Here is a 16,847-nt window from a genome sequence, read left to right as displayed (position 1 = left end):
GCCCCCCCCGCCCGCCCCCCCCCCCCGCCGCCGGCGCCCCCCCCCCCCCCCCCCCCCCCCCCCGGCCCGGCGCGGGGGGGGCCCCCCCCCCCCCCGCCGCGGGGGGGGGGGCGGGGGGGGGGGCGCCCCCGGGGGGCCCCGGGGCCCCCCGCGACGGTCGGAGCGGCTCAGACGCAGGAGGTCACTCCTGCGTCGAGGCCGAGACGGTCGGCTGGCCCTGCTGGGCCGCCGCCGTCGTCTTCGACACCGCCTTCGCGGCCTTCTTCGCCGTCGTCTTCTTGGCGGCGGTCTTCTTCGCGGCCGTCGTCTTCGCCGCCGCCGTCTTCTTGGTGGCGGCCTTCTTCGCCGTGGCCTTCTTCGCCGTCTTGCGGGCGGCCGTCTTCTTCGCCGGAGCGGCCTCGGCCTCCTCGGCGGGCGCCTCGGTCTCCTCGACGACGGTCTCCACCGCGGCCGACGGGACCACCGTGACGGCCGTCTCCTCGGACGCGGTCGGCGCGGTGGCCTTGCGCACGGCACGGCGCCGCGGGCGGGCCGGGGCCGCGCTCTCGACGACGGGCTCGGCGGCCTGCTCGGCCTCGGGCTGCTCCGCCGGAGCGGCCTCGGCGACCGGGGCCGCCGCGACCGACGGCTCGGCGACCGTCACCACGGCGGCCTCCGCCCCCGCGGGCGAACCGGCCGGCGCGGACACCTTGCGGGTGGCGCGACGACGCGTACGGCCCTTGGGCGCGGCCTCGTCGACCACCGGGGCCTCGGCCACCGGGGCCTCGACGACCGGGTCCTCGACGGCGACCGGCTCGGCCTGGGCGGTGACCGCCTCGGCCGGCTGCACCGGACGCTCGGCCTCGGCCTCGGCGGTGACGCCCTGCGCGGTGGGCGCCTCGACGGCCTCCTCGGCGGCGGCCTCGACGGGCTCCGCGCCGAACGCCTCGGAGCCGCCCGCCCTGCGCGCGCCGCCCCTCGGCGTACCCGCCGGAGCGGACGCCCTGCGGCTCGCCCGACGTCGGCCCCGGCCACGCGTGGCAGAGGCCTCCGCCTCGGCGATGCTGCTGTACAGCTCCTCGTCCGGCGCGAACTCGGGGACCGCGAGCGCGACCGGCCCGGCCACCTCGGCGGCGACCTCGGCCTCGCTCTCCGTCTCCTGCTCGGCGCCCGCGAACGTCTCGACGACGTCGGCCGTCACCGTCTCGTGGTCGTGCTCGTGGTCGTGGCCCTGTCCGTCGCCACCGCGGCCGCGCTTCTTGCGCTTGCCACCGCCACCGACGGCGGTCGGCTGCTCCATGTGGACGATGACCCCGCGCCCGTTGCAGTGCACGCAGGTCTCGGAGAACGACTCCAGCAGACCCTGGCCGACCCGCTTACGGGTCATCTGCACGAGCCCCAGCGAGGTGACCTCGGCGACTTGGTGCTTCGTACGGTCGCGGCCCAGGCACTCCAGCAGACGCCGCAGCACCAGATCCCGGTTGGACTCCAGCACCATGTCGATGAAGTCGATCACGATGATGCCGCCGAGGTCGCGCAGCCGCAGCTGGCGCACGATCTCCTCGGCCGCCTCCAGGTTGTTCCTGGTGACCGTCTCCTCGAGGTTGCCGCCCTGACCGGTGAACTTGCCGGTGTTGACGTCGACGACGACCATCGCCTCGGTCCGGTCGATCACCAGCGAACCACCGCTGGGCAGCCAGACCTTGCGGTCCAGCGCCTTGGCGAGCTGCTCGTCGATCCGGTACGTGGCGAAGACGTCGACCTCGGAGGTCCACCTGGACAGGCGGTCGGTCAGGTCGGGCGCGACGTGCGAGACGTACCCGTGGATGGTCGACCAGGCCTCGTCACCACTGACGATGACCTTGGTGAAGTCCTCGTTGAAGATGTCGCGCACGACCCGGACGGTCATGTCCGGCTCGCCGTACAGCAGCGTCGGCGCGTTGCCGCCGTTCTTCGCCTTCTTCTGGATGTCCTCCCACTGCCCCTGCAGCCGCTCGACGTCACGGCGCAGCTCGTCCTCGCTCGCGCCCTCGGCGGCGGTGCGCACGATGACGCCCGCGTCCTCGGGGACGATCCGCTTGAGGATCGTCTTCAGCCGGGCCCGCTCGGTGTCGGGCAGCTTGCGGCTGATCCCGGTCATCGAGCCCTCGGGCACGTACACGAGGTAGCGGCCGGGCAGGGAGACCTGGCTGGTCAGACGGGCGCCCTTGTGTCCGATCGGGTCCTTCGTCACCTGGACGAGGACCGACTGACCCGACTTGAGGGCGGCCTCGATGCGGCGCGGCCCGTTGGCCATGCCGAGCGCCTCGAAGTTCACCTCACCGGCGTACAGGACGGCGTTGCGCCCCTTGCCGATGTCGATGAACGCGGCCTCCATCGACGGCAGCACGTTCTGGACCTTGCCCAGGTACACGTTGCCGACGTACGAGGTGGCCTGCTCCTTGTTGACGTAGTGCTCGACGAGCACGTTGTCCTCGAGGACGCCGATCTGGGTGCGCTCGCCGCTCTGGCGGACGACCATCACCCGCTCGACGGCCTCGCGGCGGGCCAGGAACTCGGCCTCGGTGATGATCGGCACCCGCCGGCGGCCCTGCTCACGGCCTTCCCGGCGGCGCTGCTTCTTGGCCTCGAGCCGGGTCGAGCCCTTGATGGACTGCACCTCGTCGGACGGCTCGGAGGGCTTGCGCGGCTCACGGACCTTGACGACCGTGCGCTCCGGGTCCCCGTCGGCCGACTGCTCGGCCTCGGTCGAGGAGTCACCGGCACGACGGCGACGGCGACGGCGACGGCGGCTGCCGGCGGTGGAGCCACCGGCTTCGTCCTCCGCGTCCTCGGCGTCCTCGTCCTCCTGCTCGGCGGTGTCCTCGGCGTCCTGCGCGGCCTGCTCGGCGGCGAACTCGTCGGACTCGACGTCCCCCTCGCCGTCGGCGGCATCGCCACGGCGGCGGCGACGGCCACCACGACGGCGACGGCGACGCGACCCGGTGTCCTCGGTCTCGTCGTCACTGTCGACGACGTCCTCGGCGGCCTCGTCGGCCTCCTCCGGCTCGGTCTCCGACGCGTCCTCGGCGACGGGCGCGGGCGCGGCCGCGGCCGCGGCGGGTTCGGCGGTGCGGCCGGTGTCGGTCTCCTCGCCGAAGCCGGCGGCGCGGCGACGACGGCGACGTCGCGACCCGGTCGGCTCCTCCAGAAGCTCCTGAGTCTCCTCGGGCTCCTCGGACTCCTCGGGCTCCGTCACCTCGGCCTCGGCGGCAGCCTCGGCGGCGGCCCGCTGCGCGGTCTGGAACTGCGGTTCGGCGAACACGGGCGCCTGGAACACGGCGACCGCGGGGCGCGCCGGACGACGCGGCGCGTCGGCGTCCGCGTTCTCCTGCGCAGGCGCCGTGAAACCACCGGCGGCCCGGCGGACCACCCGACGACGCCCGCGACGCGAACCGGAGTCCTCGTCGGCCTGGGGTGCCTCGTCGGCGGCGGGAGCGGCCTGGGCGGAAGCGGCAGGGGCCTCGGGGGCCTGCGCCTCTTCGACGGCGGCAGCGGCCGCGGGGGCGGCCGGCTCCTCGGTGACCTCGGCAGCCTCGGCCTCGACGGGCGCGGCCACACGACGCGTGGCGCGACGACGGGTCCGGGGGGCGGGCTCGGCGGGCGTCTCGTCGGTCACGGCGGGAGTCTCGGCGGCGGGCGTCCCGGCCTCGGCGGGAACCTCGGCGGCGACGGCGGACGTCTCGGTCTCCGGCGTTCCGGCGGGCGCGGTCGCCCGGCGAGTGGCCCGGCGCCGGGTACGGGGCGCGGGCTCGGACGCGGCCTCGGGCTCCACGGCGGGCTGCTGCACTGCGGCGACCTCCTCGGCGGCGGGCTCGACAGCCCCGGCCTGGGTCTCGGCGGACGCGGACGGCGTGGTCACGCGACGCGTGGCCCGGCGACGGCCGCGGCGAGGAGCCGCGTCCTCGGCGGGGGTCTCCTCGACGGAGGCTTCCTCCGCGGGGGTTTCCAGCCCGGCAGGCGCGCTCACCTCGGCGGCCGCGGGCAGAACGGTCTCGGCGGTCTCGGCGGCGGCCGGAGCCCCGGCGGGCGCGGAGGCACGGCGGGTGGCCCGGCGGCGCGTACGGGGCGCGGCCTCGGCGGGCGCCTCGTCGGCTTCCTCGGCCTTGCTGTCAGCGGTGCCGTCGGCCTGAACGGCCTCGGCCACCTCGGCGGCCTCGTCGTCGAGATTCTCCTCCGCCAACTGCTCGGCGGACTCCACGGCCGGTATGGCCGGCGTGGTGATCTCGGCCGAGGTGTCGGCGCCGGCGACCGGCGGACCCGCCGGCCGGGAAGCGGCACGGCGCCGCCGACGCGGCGGCAGGGTGTCGCTGGGGGTGTTCGCTTCGGAGTCCGTGACGGACTCTGCGGATTCGGTTGGCTCGAGCATGCGGGCGTTTCTCCCGTCAGGCTCCCGGGCGCCGCGCCTGGTCCGGACGTCGATCACGAAGGATCGATCGCCGTTGACGTCCGCGGCTCGCGCGATGCGCGGTGCCGCCGTCCGGGGCGCGGGCGCCGCACGGGAGCTCTCTGTGTCCTGTCTCACCGGTTCCGTACGCCGAATGCGTACGGCCTGGCGAAAGTCTTCTGGTCGGTTCGCCGCCCGACCCAGGTGGCTCCCGAGTACGAGGGCGGCGCTACGACGTACGTTCCTTCGCGGAACCTTCCCTACGCGGGCGCCTTCGCGGCGGCAGCGGGATCGGCCGTTGTGGGGGCCGGTGCTGCCTCGCGGTCGGGCGCGAGCGGGTCGGTCACCGTGCCGGTCTCTTCATCGAACAGCCCCTGCGCCAGCCTGGTCACCGCTGCGGGGACCGGCGGCGCCAGGTCGGCCACGGCGCGAAGACCGGACAGGACGTCGTCGGGTCGTACGGCAGGCGTCACGTGCCGAACAACCAGCCGCAGTATCGCACAGGGCTGGTCCGTCGGCCTATCAGCAGGTTCACTGTGCGTCTCGAGGTGCACGACAGCGGCGCGGGCGTCGAAGGTTCGGACGCCGTTCTTGGCCATGCGCTGGACCTCGACGGCGTCGGCCTTGTTGAAGGCGTCCACCGCGCGATCGGCGTCGGCCTGGTCCACACCGTCCAGCCGCAGCTCCCACACGGAGGCCGTCAGCCGGTCGGCGAGTCCCGAGGTCCGGGCCTCGACCGCGTCGACGACGTCGAGCCCGGTGGGCAGCGACTCGTCGAGGAGGATTCTCAGCTTCTCCGGGTCACGCGCCGCGGTGAGCGCGATCTCCAGGTACTCCGCCTCACTGCCCGTGCCGGTGGGTGCGGCATTGGCGTACGACACCTTCGGATGCGGCGTGAACCCGGCCGAGTACGCCATCGGTACCTCGGCACGGCGCAACGCACGCTCGAAGGCGCGCTGGAAGTCACGGTGGCTGGTGAACCGGAGGCGGCCGCGCTTGGTGTAGCGCAGTCGGATGCGCTGCACCGCGGGTGCGGGCGGCGGGCCTTCGGGCTGTCGCTTGCCCAGTGTCGTTCAGTCCTTCGTGAGAGCGGTCGTACTCCTACCAAGAGTACGTGTCTCGCCCGCCGATGGTTCCCGCCGGCCGACCGCCTCCCGCTGCCGCGACTCCCCGACAAGCATCCGACGCACGTCGGCGCGGGCCTGCCGGGCCGTCTCGCGGGCGGCGGCCAGCGCCTGCCGCGCGGCCCGGCCCACGCTGCGCGCGGCGCCGGCGGCGGGACGCAGCAGGGCGTCCCGGACGACGTGTCCGACCGGGGTGAGGACGGTCCGGTACACCCAGCGCACCGGCTCCACGAAGACCCACCGGAAGAGGGTCCCGAGGAAACGTCCGACCGTCAGCGAGATCCGTCCGGCGATCCGCCAGGCGTGCCCGAGGGCCTCCCCCACCTCACGCGCGACGACCGCGAGGAAGCGGCCGACGGGTGCGAGCACCCAGCGCCACAGGCCGAGCGCGGGCAGCACGGCCAGGATCCGAACGGTCCAGTACAGGACCATGCCGATCCCGGTGACGAGCAGCGACAGCAGCCGCCACACCCCACGCGCGCACCAGGCGATCGCCCACCCGACCGGCACGAGGACCCATGCGTGGATCCAGCGGGCCGGAACGACGACGAGGTACCCCACCAGCCACGCCACGGCGGCGTACGCACCGGCTCCGACGGCGGCCAGAACAGTCCCGATCGCCTTCAGCAGCAGGCGAATCGCGTGCCCGACGGGCGTCAGCACGCGCGTGTACACCCACGCCAGCCCGGCCCAGATCCCCCGGGCCAGCCACGCGAGGCCGTGCCCGACCGGCGTGAGGACGTACCGGTGGAACCACACCACCGGCACCACCAGCAGCACATGCCCCAGCCACCCGAGCGCCCTGCCCACCGGGACGACGACGTACCGCCACAGCCCGACCAGCGGCAGGACCAACAGCGCCTTCGCCAGCCACAACAGGGCCCGCCCCAGCGGCCGGAGCACCGTGTCCCGGAGGAACCGCCCCACGACGACGCACGCGTCCCACACCATGCGCACCGGCAGGACCAACAGCAGCACCACGATCCGCACGGGCAGCCGGACCGCCACGACAAGACATCCCTCGGGCGTCCGGGCGGGCGTGGGAACGGGCGGCTGCGCGGGGGGTCCGGCGGGCGGTCCGGCGGGCGGTTTCTGCAGGTCCATATCGACGTAGACGCTACAACCGTCCCGGTGGATGCGCTGCTGAGGGTGTGTCAGGGAACGCGCTCCGCCACTTCCTCCGAGCCCTCGCCGCCTTCCCGGCCCCGGACGCCTTCGGACGCCGTTCCGGGCCGGCCGGACGGGGACGCCCTTGACGCGGGGCGCGGAGAACTCCCGGTTGGCCTCGGTCTGCCGGCGAACGGCATCGGGCAGGCCCGGCATCGTTCAGCAGCGCGTCGCACGCCCGGACGGCGGCCGTGTGGTCTCCGATCCAGTAGACGCAGATGGAGAACTCGAGGAAATCACTCATGCTCGGTAAACCGGCAGCAGTCCCAACCCTGCGCCGCTCACCCGGTCAGGTCGCCCACCAGGTCACGGACGCGCCTCTCGATCTCGTCGCGGATCGGGCGGACGGCGTCCACGCCCTGGCCGGCCGGATCGTCGAGTCGCCAGTCGAGGTAGCGCTTGCCGGGGAAGACGGGGCAGGTGTCACCGCACCCCATCGTGATGACCACGTCGGACGCCTGGACGGCTTCGACCGTCAGAACCTTCGGCGTCTCGGCGGTGATGTCGATGCCCACCTCCTTCATCGCACCGACGACCGCCCAATTGACGCTGGCGGCGGGGGCTGACCCGGCCGACCGGACCTCGACCCGCTCCCCCGCGAGGTGAGCGAGGAAGGCGGCAGCCATCTGGGAGCGCCCGGCGTTGTGCACACAGACGAACAGGACGGAAGGGCGCTGGACGGAATCGCTCATGGCGGGTGTCTTCCTCGGAGGGTGCTTCAGGGGGCGGCGGGGGCTGCGAGGCCGGTCTCGTCGTGCGACCGGACGACCGCAGAGGTCGCCTCGGAAGGAACGGCGGGACCGAACATCAGCGCCGCCAGACCCAAGCCGGCCGCCGCGCCCAGCAGTTGAGCGGCGATGAACGGCAGGACGGAGGTCGGCGCGATCCCGGCGAACGTGTCGGTGAACGTCCGGCCGATGGTCACCGCGGGGTTGGCGAAGGACGTGGACGAGGTGAACCAGTACGCGGCCCCGATGTAGGACGCCACGGCCGCCGGAGCGAAGCGCCCCCGCCCCGTCCGGTTCAGGCCGAGGATCAGCAGAACGAGCCCGGCGGTCGCGACGGTCTCCGCCAGCCACAGATGGCGCGCGAAGCGGTCGTGGGTGGACCACTCGACCAGCGGTTCGGCGAACATCGCGTCGGCCAGGACCGCACCCCCCACGGCCCCCACGACCTGCGCCGGAACGTACCCGGCCACCTCGCGCGAGGTCGGCCCCTCCCCGCTTCCCCGACCCGTGAACCATGCCGCGAGGGTGACGGCCGGATTGAGGTGCGCACCGGACACCGGCCCGAGCAGAGTGATCAGCACCCCCAGGCCGAGCACCGTGGCCGTCGAGTTGGCGAGCAACTGCAGGCCGACGTCGTGTGTCAGTCGCGTCGCCTGGATCCCGGAACCGACCACCACCATCACCAGCGCCGCCGTCCCCACGCCTTCGGCGGCGACCCGACGACCGAGGGACCCGCTCACACCGGCTCCTTCGCGGAGTGAGGCACGGCGAGGAACCGCGCCAGGCGGTCGAGGACGCCGGGCAGCACCCAGTAATAGACCCAGGTCCCGCGACGCTCGCAGTCGATGAGCCCGGCCACCCGCAGCAGCTTCAGGTGGTGGGAGATCGTCGGCTGCGACAGCTCGAAGGCAGGCGTCAACTCACACACGCAGACCTCCCCTCCCTCCCGTGAGGCGATCATCGACATCAGCCGCAGCCGCACCGGGTCACCCAGCGCCTTGAAGATCTTCGCCAGATCGGCTGCCTGCTCCTCGTCCAGCGGCGCCGAGGCCAGCCCCTGACAGCAGGCGTCGTCCGCGCCCCGGCCGAGGATCCGCAGCTCTTGTTTCGACATGCCTCTATGTTGACGTTTTTCGATCCAAGGCGCAAGGTTGAATCAACGAACATCAATACAAGCCGTTCAGGGCGGCACCACGCCCAACCAGCTATCGGCCGCCCAACGGGTGATCACTGGTCATCACCGGCCATCCAGGAGCGAGACATGTCAGAGCAGTCCACCGATCTGAGGGAAACCGTTCGCCGGCGGTACGCGGCGGCGGCCGTGCAGGTCACCGAGGGCGGAGACGGTTGCTGCGGGCCCCAGCCCGTGGAATCCGACGAGAACTTCGGGTCGGCCCTCTACGCCACCGACGAACGCGAGACCCTGCCCGCCGAAGCCGTCGCCGCCTCTCTGGGATGCGGCAACCCGACCGCCGTCGCCGAACTGCGCGAGGGCGAACGCGTCCTCGACCTCGGCTCCGGCGGCGGCATCGACGTCCTGCTGTCCGCCCGCCGCGTCGGCCCCACCGGCAAGGCGTACGGCGTCGACATGACGGACGAGATGCTCGCCCTGGCACTCACCAACGCGGCGAAGGCCGGCGCGACGAACGTGGAGTTCCTCAAGGGCACGATCGAGGCCATCCCCCTGCCCGCGAACACCGTCGACGTCGTGATCTCCAACTGTGTGATCAACCTGTCCACCGACAAGCCCGCCGTCTTCACCGAGACGTACCGCGTGCTCAGGCCCGGCGGCCGGATCGGCGTGTCCGACGTGGTGGCCGACGACTCCCTGACCCCCGCCCAGCGGGCGGAGCGCGGCGACTACGTCGGCTGCATCGCCGGCGCGCTCTCCTTCGCGGAGTACCGCGCGGGACTGGAGGCGGCGGGCTTCACGGACGTCGAGATCAGGCCGACGCACTCCGTGGCCGACGGCATGCACTCGGCCATCGTCCGCGCCTCCAAGCCGGCCGGCTCCGAGCCCGGCGCCCAGGCGGCCACACCGACGGACGTCTGCTGCGGAGTGAACGCCTGTTGCACCGACGCCGAGACGTCGGCGGACCCGACCATGAGCGTCGGCGCGGCGAAGACCGCCTCCGGGTGCGGCTGCGAAAACTGACGGACACGACCGAGCCCCCCTCCGCGCGGGAAGGGGGGCTCGGTCACGGACTCAGTGCGCGTGCCCGGTCCCCGCCGGCTGCTTCACCGTCAACGGCAGCAGCTTCTGACCCGTCGGACCGATCTGGATATGGGTGTCCATCGCCGGGCACACCCCACAATCGAAGCAGGGCGTCCAGCGGCAGTCCTCGACCTCTGTCTCGTCGAGGGCGTCCTGCCAGTCCTCCCAGAGCCAGTCCTTGTCCAGGCCGGAGTCCAGGTGGTCCCAGGGCAGGACCTCCTCGTAGGACTTCTCGCGTGTCGTGTACCAGTCGACGTCCACGCCGAAGGCGGGCAGCGTCTTGTCCGCGCAGGCCATCCAGCGGTCGTAGGAGAAGTGCTCGCGCCAGCCGTCGAAGCGGCCGCCGTCCTCGTAGACGGCGCGGATGACGGCGCCGATGCGGCGGTCGCCGCGTGAGAGGAGGCCCTCGACGATGCCGGGCTTGCCGTCGTGGTAGCGGAAGCCGATCGAGCGGCCGTACTTCTTGTCGCCGCGGATCTTGTCGCGGAGCTTCTGCAGACGCGCGTCCGTCTCCTCGGCGGAGAGCTGCGGCGCCCACTGGAAGGGGGTGTGGGGCTTCGGCACGAACCCGCCGATCGACACCGTGCAGCGGATGTCGTTCTGGCCGGAGACCTTGCGGCCCTCGGCGATCACCTTCATCGCCATGTCGGCGATCTGGAGGACGTCCTCGTCCGTCTCGGTCGGAAGACCGCACATGAAGTACAGCTTCACCTGGCGCCAGCCGTTGCCGTACGCGGTGGAGACCGTCCGGATCAGGTCCTCTTCGGAGACCATCTTGTTGATGACCTTGCGCATGCGCTCCGAGCCGCCCTCCGGGGCGAAGGTCAGGCCCGACCGGCGGCCGTTGCGCGTCAGTTCGTTCGCCAGGTCGACGTTGAAGGCGTCCACACGGGTGGAGGGGAGGGACAGGCCGATCTTGTCCGCCTCGTAGCGGTCCGCGAGGCCCTTCGCGACCTCACCGATCTCGCTGTGGTCGGCGCTCGACAGCGAGAGCAGGCCGACCTCCTCGAAGCCGGTCGCCTTCAGCCCCTTCTCCACCATGTCGCCGATGCCGGTGATCGACCGCTCGCGCACCGGGCGCGTGATCATGCCGGCCTGGCAGAAGCGGCAGCCGCGGGTGCAGCCGCGGAAGATCTCCACCGACATGCGCTCGTGGACCGTCTCGGCGAGCGGGACCAGCGGCTGCTTGGGGTAGGGCCACTCGTCCAGGTCCATGACCGTGTGCTTCGACACGCGCCACGGAACGCCCGACTTGTTCGGGACCACCCGGGCGATCCGGCCGTCCGGCAGGTACTCGACGTCGTAGAACCGCGGGATGTACACCGCGCCCGTCTTCGCGAGACGGAAGAGGACCTCCTCGCGGCCGCCCGGCCGGCCCTCCGCCTTCCACTCGCGGATGATCTTCGTCATGTCCAGCACGGCCTGCTCGCCGTCGCCGATGACCGCCGCGTCGATGAAGTCGGCGACCGGCTCGGGGTTGAAGGCCGCGTGGCCGCCCGCCAGCACGATCGGGTCGTCGAGACCGCGGTCCTTGGACTCCAGCGGGATGCCCGCCAGGTCCAGCGCCGTCAGCATGTTCGTGTAGCCCAGCTCCGTGGAGAAGGACAGCCCGAACACGTCGAAGGCCTTCACCGGACGGTGGCCGTCCACGGTGAACTGCGGGACGGCGTGCTCCCGCATCAGCGCCTCCAGGTCCGGCCACACGCTGTACGTGCGCTCGGCGAGGACGCCCTCCTGCTCGTTCAGCACCTCGTAGAGGATCATGACGCCCTGGTTGGGCAGCCCGACCTCGTACGCGTCCGGGTACATGAGGGCCCAGCGGACGTCGCAGGACTCCCAGGGCTTGACGGTGGAGTTGAGCTCGCCGCCCACGTACTGGATCGGCTTCTGCACATGCGGGAGCAGAGCTTCGAGCTGCGGGAAGACCGACTCGACAGACATCGCGGGGTTACCTTCGTGAGCGGACCGGGGGCGCCCCCGGCCGAAGGCTGGGGGAGGGAGACCATCAAGCCTAACCCGACCGAGGGACTCCCCCGCCCGCAAAAGGACCCGCCGTGAACCGGCCTAGACCTTCATCGACGCCCGCGTGGTCTGCCACACCTCCGGCAGCGCCTCCTCCGCCCGCTCCGCCCGTCCCTCCTCACGGCCGTACAGCAACCCGTAGGTGAAGGCGCTCTCCCCCGCCGCGTGCGCCACGGCCGACAGCTCGCGCAGGGTCTGGCGGGCCATGACGCTGTCCTGGTGCTCGCCGAGCAGGCTCTGCAACGACTTCATGGACTTGGCGAGGCCCTTGGCCGCACCGCCGATCGCCGGGGTGGCCGTCTCCGCGGCGTAGCGGGTCCGCTTGGCCTTCTTGCGCGCCTCGTGCATGGCTTCGTCGCGATCACGGCCGGGCGGCTGCTCCATGGCCTCCTCGACCAGCGCCGTCACCTTTCCGAAGTCCTTGCGTACGGCCTTGGCGAGCACCTTGTCCGGCTTCTTGGCGGCGGTCTTGAGCGTCGGCGGGTCGGCGACCACGGCGTCCAGGGTGTCGAGGAGCGTCAGGTAGCGCTGCGAGTCGAGTACGCCGAGCAGTCGGTGGCGGGAACGGTGCTCGGCGGCCTTGGTCCAGGTGCGCAGCCGGTCGTGGACCGGGCCGGAGACCAGGGCGGAGGGCAGTTCGTCGAGGGCCGCGCGCAGCCGCTCGGCCAGCACCTCGTGGTCGCGGCCCACGCCCAGCTCCCCAGCCAGCCATTTCAGTTCGGCGCCGATCGGGTCGGTGACTGTCCGGTCGAGGACCTTGGGGAAGGAGCGGAACGTGCTGCGCAGCCGACGGGTGGCGACCCGCATGTCGTGGATCGCCTCTTCGGCGTCCTGGCGCACGGCCGGGTCCAGCTCGACGATCGCGTCGCGCTGGGCACGGACGTACGCCAGCACGTGGTCTCCGGCGGTGACGGGCTCGGCGGGCCCCTTGTTCTTCGGCCGCGGATGCCCGCCCTTGGTCTCCGTCAGCGCCCGCGCCAGTTTCGACGCCGACTTCGACGGCCGCACGCCCGCCTTGCGCAGCCGCTTCTCCACCTTGTCGAGGAGGGCCGGGTCGCCGCCGTCGGCGAGCTCCACCTCGATCTCGGTCCACTGGGCGCTGCCCTCACCGCCGAACAGCCTGTCCGCGCGGACGGCGTCCACGCTGGCCTCGGCGAGCAGCCGTCCTCGGGCGTCGACGAGGTCGCGGACGTCGCGGCTGGAGCGCAGTCGCATCACGGGCACGAGTTGTCCCTCGCGAACGCGGGAGCGGACCAGTCCGGCGAGCTCGTCCGGCACGGCGTCGGAGAGGGGGGCCCGGATCTCGTCCCGGACGCCGGGTCCCACCGGCAGTTTCAGGTGCCAGCCGGCGTCGGAGCCCCCGGTGCGGCGACGCAATGTGATCGAGGCCGAGGCCAGGCGCAGGTCGGAGGTGTCGTAGTAGGTCGCGTCCAACTCGGCGACGCCTCTGTCGAGGACCGAAGCGACGCCGCCGGCACCGGTCAGGTCGGGCAGCCCGCTCTCATCGGATTCGTACTTGCGCTCGATCTCGCGTTTCGTCTCCGTCATGAACCGAACCTAGTCCGAGTCGGGTCCGAACGGCAGAGTGCGCCGGACCCGATTCGCGACCGCGCCAGGGGAAAGCAGTAGGTCCGGCGCTCTCTCGCCTCTCCTACGCCGACATGGGCCGTTGCACCCGGATGGACTGAAGCAGCCCCACCGCCACCCAGACCGCGAACATCGACGTGCCGCCGTAGGAGACGAACGGCAGCGGCAGACCTGTCACCGGCATGATCCCCAGGGTCATCCCGATGTTCTCGAACGACTGGAAGGCGAACCAGGCCACGATGCCCGCGGCGACGATGGTGCCGTACAGCTCCGTCGTCTCACGCGCTATGCGGCAGGCGCGCCAGAGGACCACACCGAGCAGGACGACGATCAGGCCCGCGCCCAGGAAGCCCAGTTCCTCGCCGGCCACGGTGAAGACGAAGTCCGTCTGCTGTTCCGGGACGAACTGACCCGTCGTCTGTGAGCCGTGGAACAGCCCGGCGCCGGTGAGGCCGCCGGAGCCGATCGCGATCCGCGCCTGGTTGGTGTTGTAGCCGACGCCCGCGGGGTCGAGGCTGGGGTTGGCGAAGGCGGCGAAGCGGGCGATCTGGTATTCGTCCAGGATGTGCAGCTGCCAGACGGCGATCGCGCCGGCCGCGCCCGCGCCGAGCAGTCCGAAGACCCAGCGGTTGGAGGCGCCGGAGGCCAGCAGCACGCCCAGCACGATCATCACCATGACCATGACGGACCCGAGGTCGGGCATCAGCATCACGATCAGCATGGGGACGGCCGCGAGCCCGAGCGCCTGGAGCACCGTGCGGTGGTCGGGGTAGAGCTTGTCGCCCGCGTCGACCCGGGCCGCGAGCAGCATCGCCATGCCCAGGATGATCGTGATCTTCACGAACTCCGAGGGCTGGAGCGAGAAGCCGCCGCCGACCACGATCCAGGAGTGCGCGCCGTTGACCGTCGAGCCCAGCGGCGTCAGCACCGCCAGGATCCCCATGAGCGAGAGGCCGTAGAGCACCGGTACCGCGTTGCGCAGGGTGCGGTGACCGAGCCAGACCGTGCCGATCATCAGGCAGATGCCGATGCCGGTGTTCATGAGGTGCCGGATGAGGAAGTAGTAGGGGTCGCCCTGGTTGATCTCGGTGCGGTTGCGGGTCGCCGAGTAGACCAGGAGCGAGCCGATCAGCGACAGGGCGATCGCCGACATCAGTATCGGCCAGTCCAGCCGCCGGGCCAGCGAGTCCCGGGCGAAGACCCGGGTCCAGCCGGCCCGCTCGGGCCCGTATCCGGAGACGGAGAAACCGTTCGCGCCGGTCATGTGCACATCCTCCGGCTTCCCCTCTTCCGCCGTCGCCTGCGGGTGTCACGGTTGGTGCTGGTGTTCTGCTGCACGGTGGCCGCCGTCTGCGTCCCGTCCGGCTCCGGCGCGGTCTCCTGGCTGGCGCGCTGCTCCTTCGCCGGGTCCTTGGAGACCTTCGGGGACTTGATCGTGCCGTCCGCCTGGACCTTCGGCAGGCTGGTCTGCGGGGTGGGCAGCAGGGCGTTCTTCTTGTCGACCTTGCCGTCGTCGGCGACGCCGTACATCGCGTTGTAGATGTGGCGCACGGCCTCACCGGACGCGCCCGAGCCGGTACCGGCCTGGGCGATCGTCATGACGACCGTGTAGTCCTTGCTGTACGTGGCGAGCCAGGACGTCGTCTGCTTGCCGTAGACCTCCGCGGTACCGGTCTTGGCGTGCAGCGGGATCTCCTCCTGGGGCCAGCCGCCGAACTTCCAGGCGGCGGTACCGCGGGTGACCACACCCTCCAGCGCGGCGTCCATGCCCTTGATCGTCGCCTTGTCTACCGGCAGCTTGCCCTGGACCTTGGGCTTGATCTCCTGGACGGTCCTGCCGTCGGCGCTGACGATCGCCTTGCCGATGGTCGGGGTGTACATCGTGCCGCCGTTGGCGAGCGCCCCGTAGATCACGGCCTCCTGGATCGGGGTGACGAGCGTGTCGCCCTGGCCGATGGAGTAGTTGATCGAGTCACCCTCGCGCATCTTGTTGCCCTCGAGGCAGTTCTCGTACGCGATCTTCTCGACGTAAGTGCCGTCCTTCTTGCCGGACTTGCACCAGGAGTCCTTGTTGGCCTTCCAGTAGGACTCCTTCCACTGGCGGTCCGGGACGCGGCCGGTGACCTCGTTGGGCAGGTCGATGCCGGTCTCCTTGCCGAGGCCGAACTGGTGGGCGGCCTTGTAGAAGTAGTCCTTCGGCTCACCCTTCTTCGGGTTGATGCCGCCGTCCCTCTTCCACTCCCGGTCCGCGAGGCCGTAGAAGACGGTGTCGCAGGAGACCTCGAGGGCCCGGCCGAGCGAGATGGGGCCGAAGCTCTCCCCCTCGAAGTTCTTGAAGACCTGGCCGCCCACCGAGTACGAGCTGGTGCACGGGTAGCCGCCGTCCCACTCGTAGCCCGCCTCCACCGCGGCGGCCGTGGAGACCACCTTGAAGGTCGAACCGGGCGCGGACTGACCCTGTATGGCCCGGTTGAGCAGCGGGTAGTCGGAGTTCTTCCCGGTGAGCTTCTTGTAGTCCTTGGCGGAGATGCCGCCGACCCAGACGTTCGGGTCGTAGGCCGGGGCGGACGCCATGGCGACGACCCGGCCGGTCTTGGCCTCCATCACCACGACGGCTCCGGAGTCGGCCTTGTAGTTCTCGCCGGTGATCTTGTCGAACTGGGTGCGGGCGATCTTCATCGCGTTGTTCAGCTCGTACTCGGCGACCCGCTGGACGCGGGCGTCGATGCTGGTGACGAGGTTGGAGCCGGGCTGCGCCGCGTCCGCCTCGGCCTCGCCGATGACGCGGCCGAGGTTGTCGACCTCGTAGCGGGTGACGCCGGCCTTGCCGCGCAGCTCCTTGTCGTACTGGCGCTCCAGGCCACTGCGGCCGACCTGGTCGGAGCGCAGGTAGGGCGAGTCGGTGTCCTGGGCCTTGGTGATCTCCTCGTCCGTGACCGGGGAGAGGTAACCGAGGACCTGGGCGGTGTTGGCGTTCCCGGGGGCCGCGTAACGACGCACGGCCTCGGGCTCCGCGGTGACGCCGGGGAAGTCCTCGGCGCGCTCGCGGATCTGGAGGGCCTGCTTGGCGGTGGCCTCGTCGGTGATGGGGATCGGCTGGTACGGCGAGCCGTTCCAACAGGGCTGGGGCGTCTTCGCGTCGCACAGCCGGACCTTCTGCGCGACCTCCTCGGGCTTCATGCCGAGGACGCCCGCGAGCTTGGCCAGGACCGCCTTGCCGTCGTCCTTCTGCTTCAGCAGGTCGGTGCGGGAGGCGGAGACCACGAGCCGCGTCTCGTTGTCGGCGAGGGGCACCCCGCGCGCGTCCAGGATCGAGCCGCGTACGGCGGGCTCCACGACCTGCTGGACGTGGTTGCCGGAGGCCTCCTTGGCATACGTCGCGCCCTCCCGGATCTGGAGGTACCACAGGCGGCCGCCGAGGGTGCCGAGCAGGGAGAGGACGAGGATCTGGATCACGACCAGCCTGATCTGGACCCGTGGTGTCCGGCCGGTCTCGGGAATGTTGGTCACTGCGGCTCGCTCCCCCTCTCAGTGCGCGAACGTGTGTGCGCGGACGAATGATGAACGATCAGCCTGTGAGGCCTCGTTCCGCCCTTCCT

At 71.7% G+C, this 16,847-nt stretch carries 11 protein-coding genes; 1 reads left to right on the top strand and 10 read right to left on the bottom strand.

The genetic code is table 11. The features are described from left to right. Positions 1–181 precede the first annotated feature (181 nt). The 6 genes from ACIPFH_RS02095 to ACIPFH_RS02070 form a co-directional block, all read right to left on the bottom strand. Complete coding sequence (locus tag ACIPFH_RS02095) at positions 182–4,387, bottom strand: Rne/Rng family ribonuclease (RefSeq protein ID WP_401822165.1); 4,206 nt, start codon at positions 4,385–4,387, stop codon at positions 182–184. Between the two features lie 278 nt (positions 4,388–4,665). Further along, the gene (locus ACIPFH_RS02090) at positions 4,666–5,430 is read right to left on the bottom strand and encodes a TIGR03936 family radical SAM-associated protein (protein WP_401822164.1); all 765 of its coding nucleotides are present in this window, start codon (positions 5,428–5,430) and stop codon (positions 4,666–4,668) included. 48 nt (positions 5,431–5,478) lie between these two features. After that, entirely contained in the window at positions 5,479–6,633 is a 1,155-nt protein-coding gene (locus ACIPFH_RS02085) for a hypothetical protein (RefSeq protein WP_401822162.1), read from the bottom strand. Between the two features lie 344 nt (positions 6,634–6,977). Then, on the bottom strand, positions 6,978–7,388 hold the full coding sequence (locus tag ACIPFH_RS02080) for an arsenate reductase ArsC (protein WP_401822160.1): 411 nt from the start codon (positions 7,386–7,388) through the stop codon (positions 6,978–6,980). 26 nt (positions 7,389–7,414) lie between these two features. Next, complete coding sequence (locus tag ACIPFH_RS02075) at positions 7,415–8,104, bottom strand: aquaporin (protein WP_401823702.1); 690 nt, start codon at positions 8,102–8,104, stop codon at positions 7,415–7,417. 56 nt (positions 8,105–8,160) lie between these two features. After that, a complete protein-coding gene (locus ACIPFH_RS02070) occupies positions 8,161–8,538 on the bottom strand; it encodes a metalloregulator ArsR/SmtB family transcription factor (RefSeq protein WP_356249087.1) in 378 nt (125 codons plus the stop codon). 147 nt (positions 8,539–8,685) lie between these two features. Here ACIPFH_RS02070 and arsM point away from each other — a divergent pair, with 147 nt between their 5' ends. Further along, on the top strand, positions 8,686–9,579 hold the full coding sequence (gene arsM, locus ACIPFH_RS02065) for an arsenite methyltransferase (RefSeq protein ID WP_401822157.1): 894 nt from the start codon (positions 8,686–8,688) through the stop codon (positions 9,577–9,579). 51 nt (positions 9,580–9,630) lie between these two features. Here arsM and ACIPFH_RS02060 read toward each other — a convergent pair whose 3' ends face one another. From ACIPFH_RS02060 to mrdA, 4 genes are all read right to left on the bottom strand, one after another. Beyond that, entirely contained in the window at positions 9,631–11,580 is a 1,950-nt protein-coding gene (locus ACIPFH_RS02060) for a TIGR03960 family B12-binding radical SAM protein (RefSeq protein WP_401822154.1), read from the bottom strand. 123 nt (positions 11,581–11,703) lie between these two features. Beyond that, positions 11,704–13,209, bottom strand: a complete 1,506-nt coding sequence (locus ACIPFH_RS02055) for a CHAD domain-containing protein (RefSeq protein ID WP_401822152.1) — start codon at positions 13,207–13,209, stop codon at positions 11,704–11,706. Between the two features lie 103 nt (positions 13,210–13,312). After that, entirely contained in the window at positions 13,313–14,512 is a 1,200-nt protein-coding gene (gene rodA / locus ACIPFH_RS02050; protein ID WP_401822150.1) for a rod shape-determining protein RodA, read from the bottom strand. Then, positions 14,509–16,758: a penicillin-binding protein 2 gene (gene mrdA / locus ACIPFH_RS02045; RefSeq protein ID WP_401822147.1), complete on the bottom strand. Its 2,250-nt coding sequence runs from the start codon at positions 16,756–16,758 to the stop codon at positions 14,509–14,511. Before mrdA ends, rodA begins: the two co-directional genes overlap by 4 nt. Positions 16,759–16,847 lie beyond the last annotated feature (89 nt).

Origin of the sequence: Streptomyces sp. NPDC088157, from assembly GCF_044741545.1 — a bacterium.
Lineage (GTDB): Bacteria > Actinomycetota > Actinomycetes > Streptomycetales > Streptomycetaceae > Streptomyces.
Note: the sequence above shows the minus strand (reverse complement) of the source record. Positions and strands in the feature narration are given on the sequence as shown.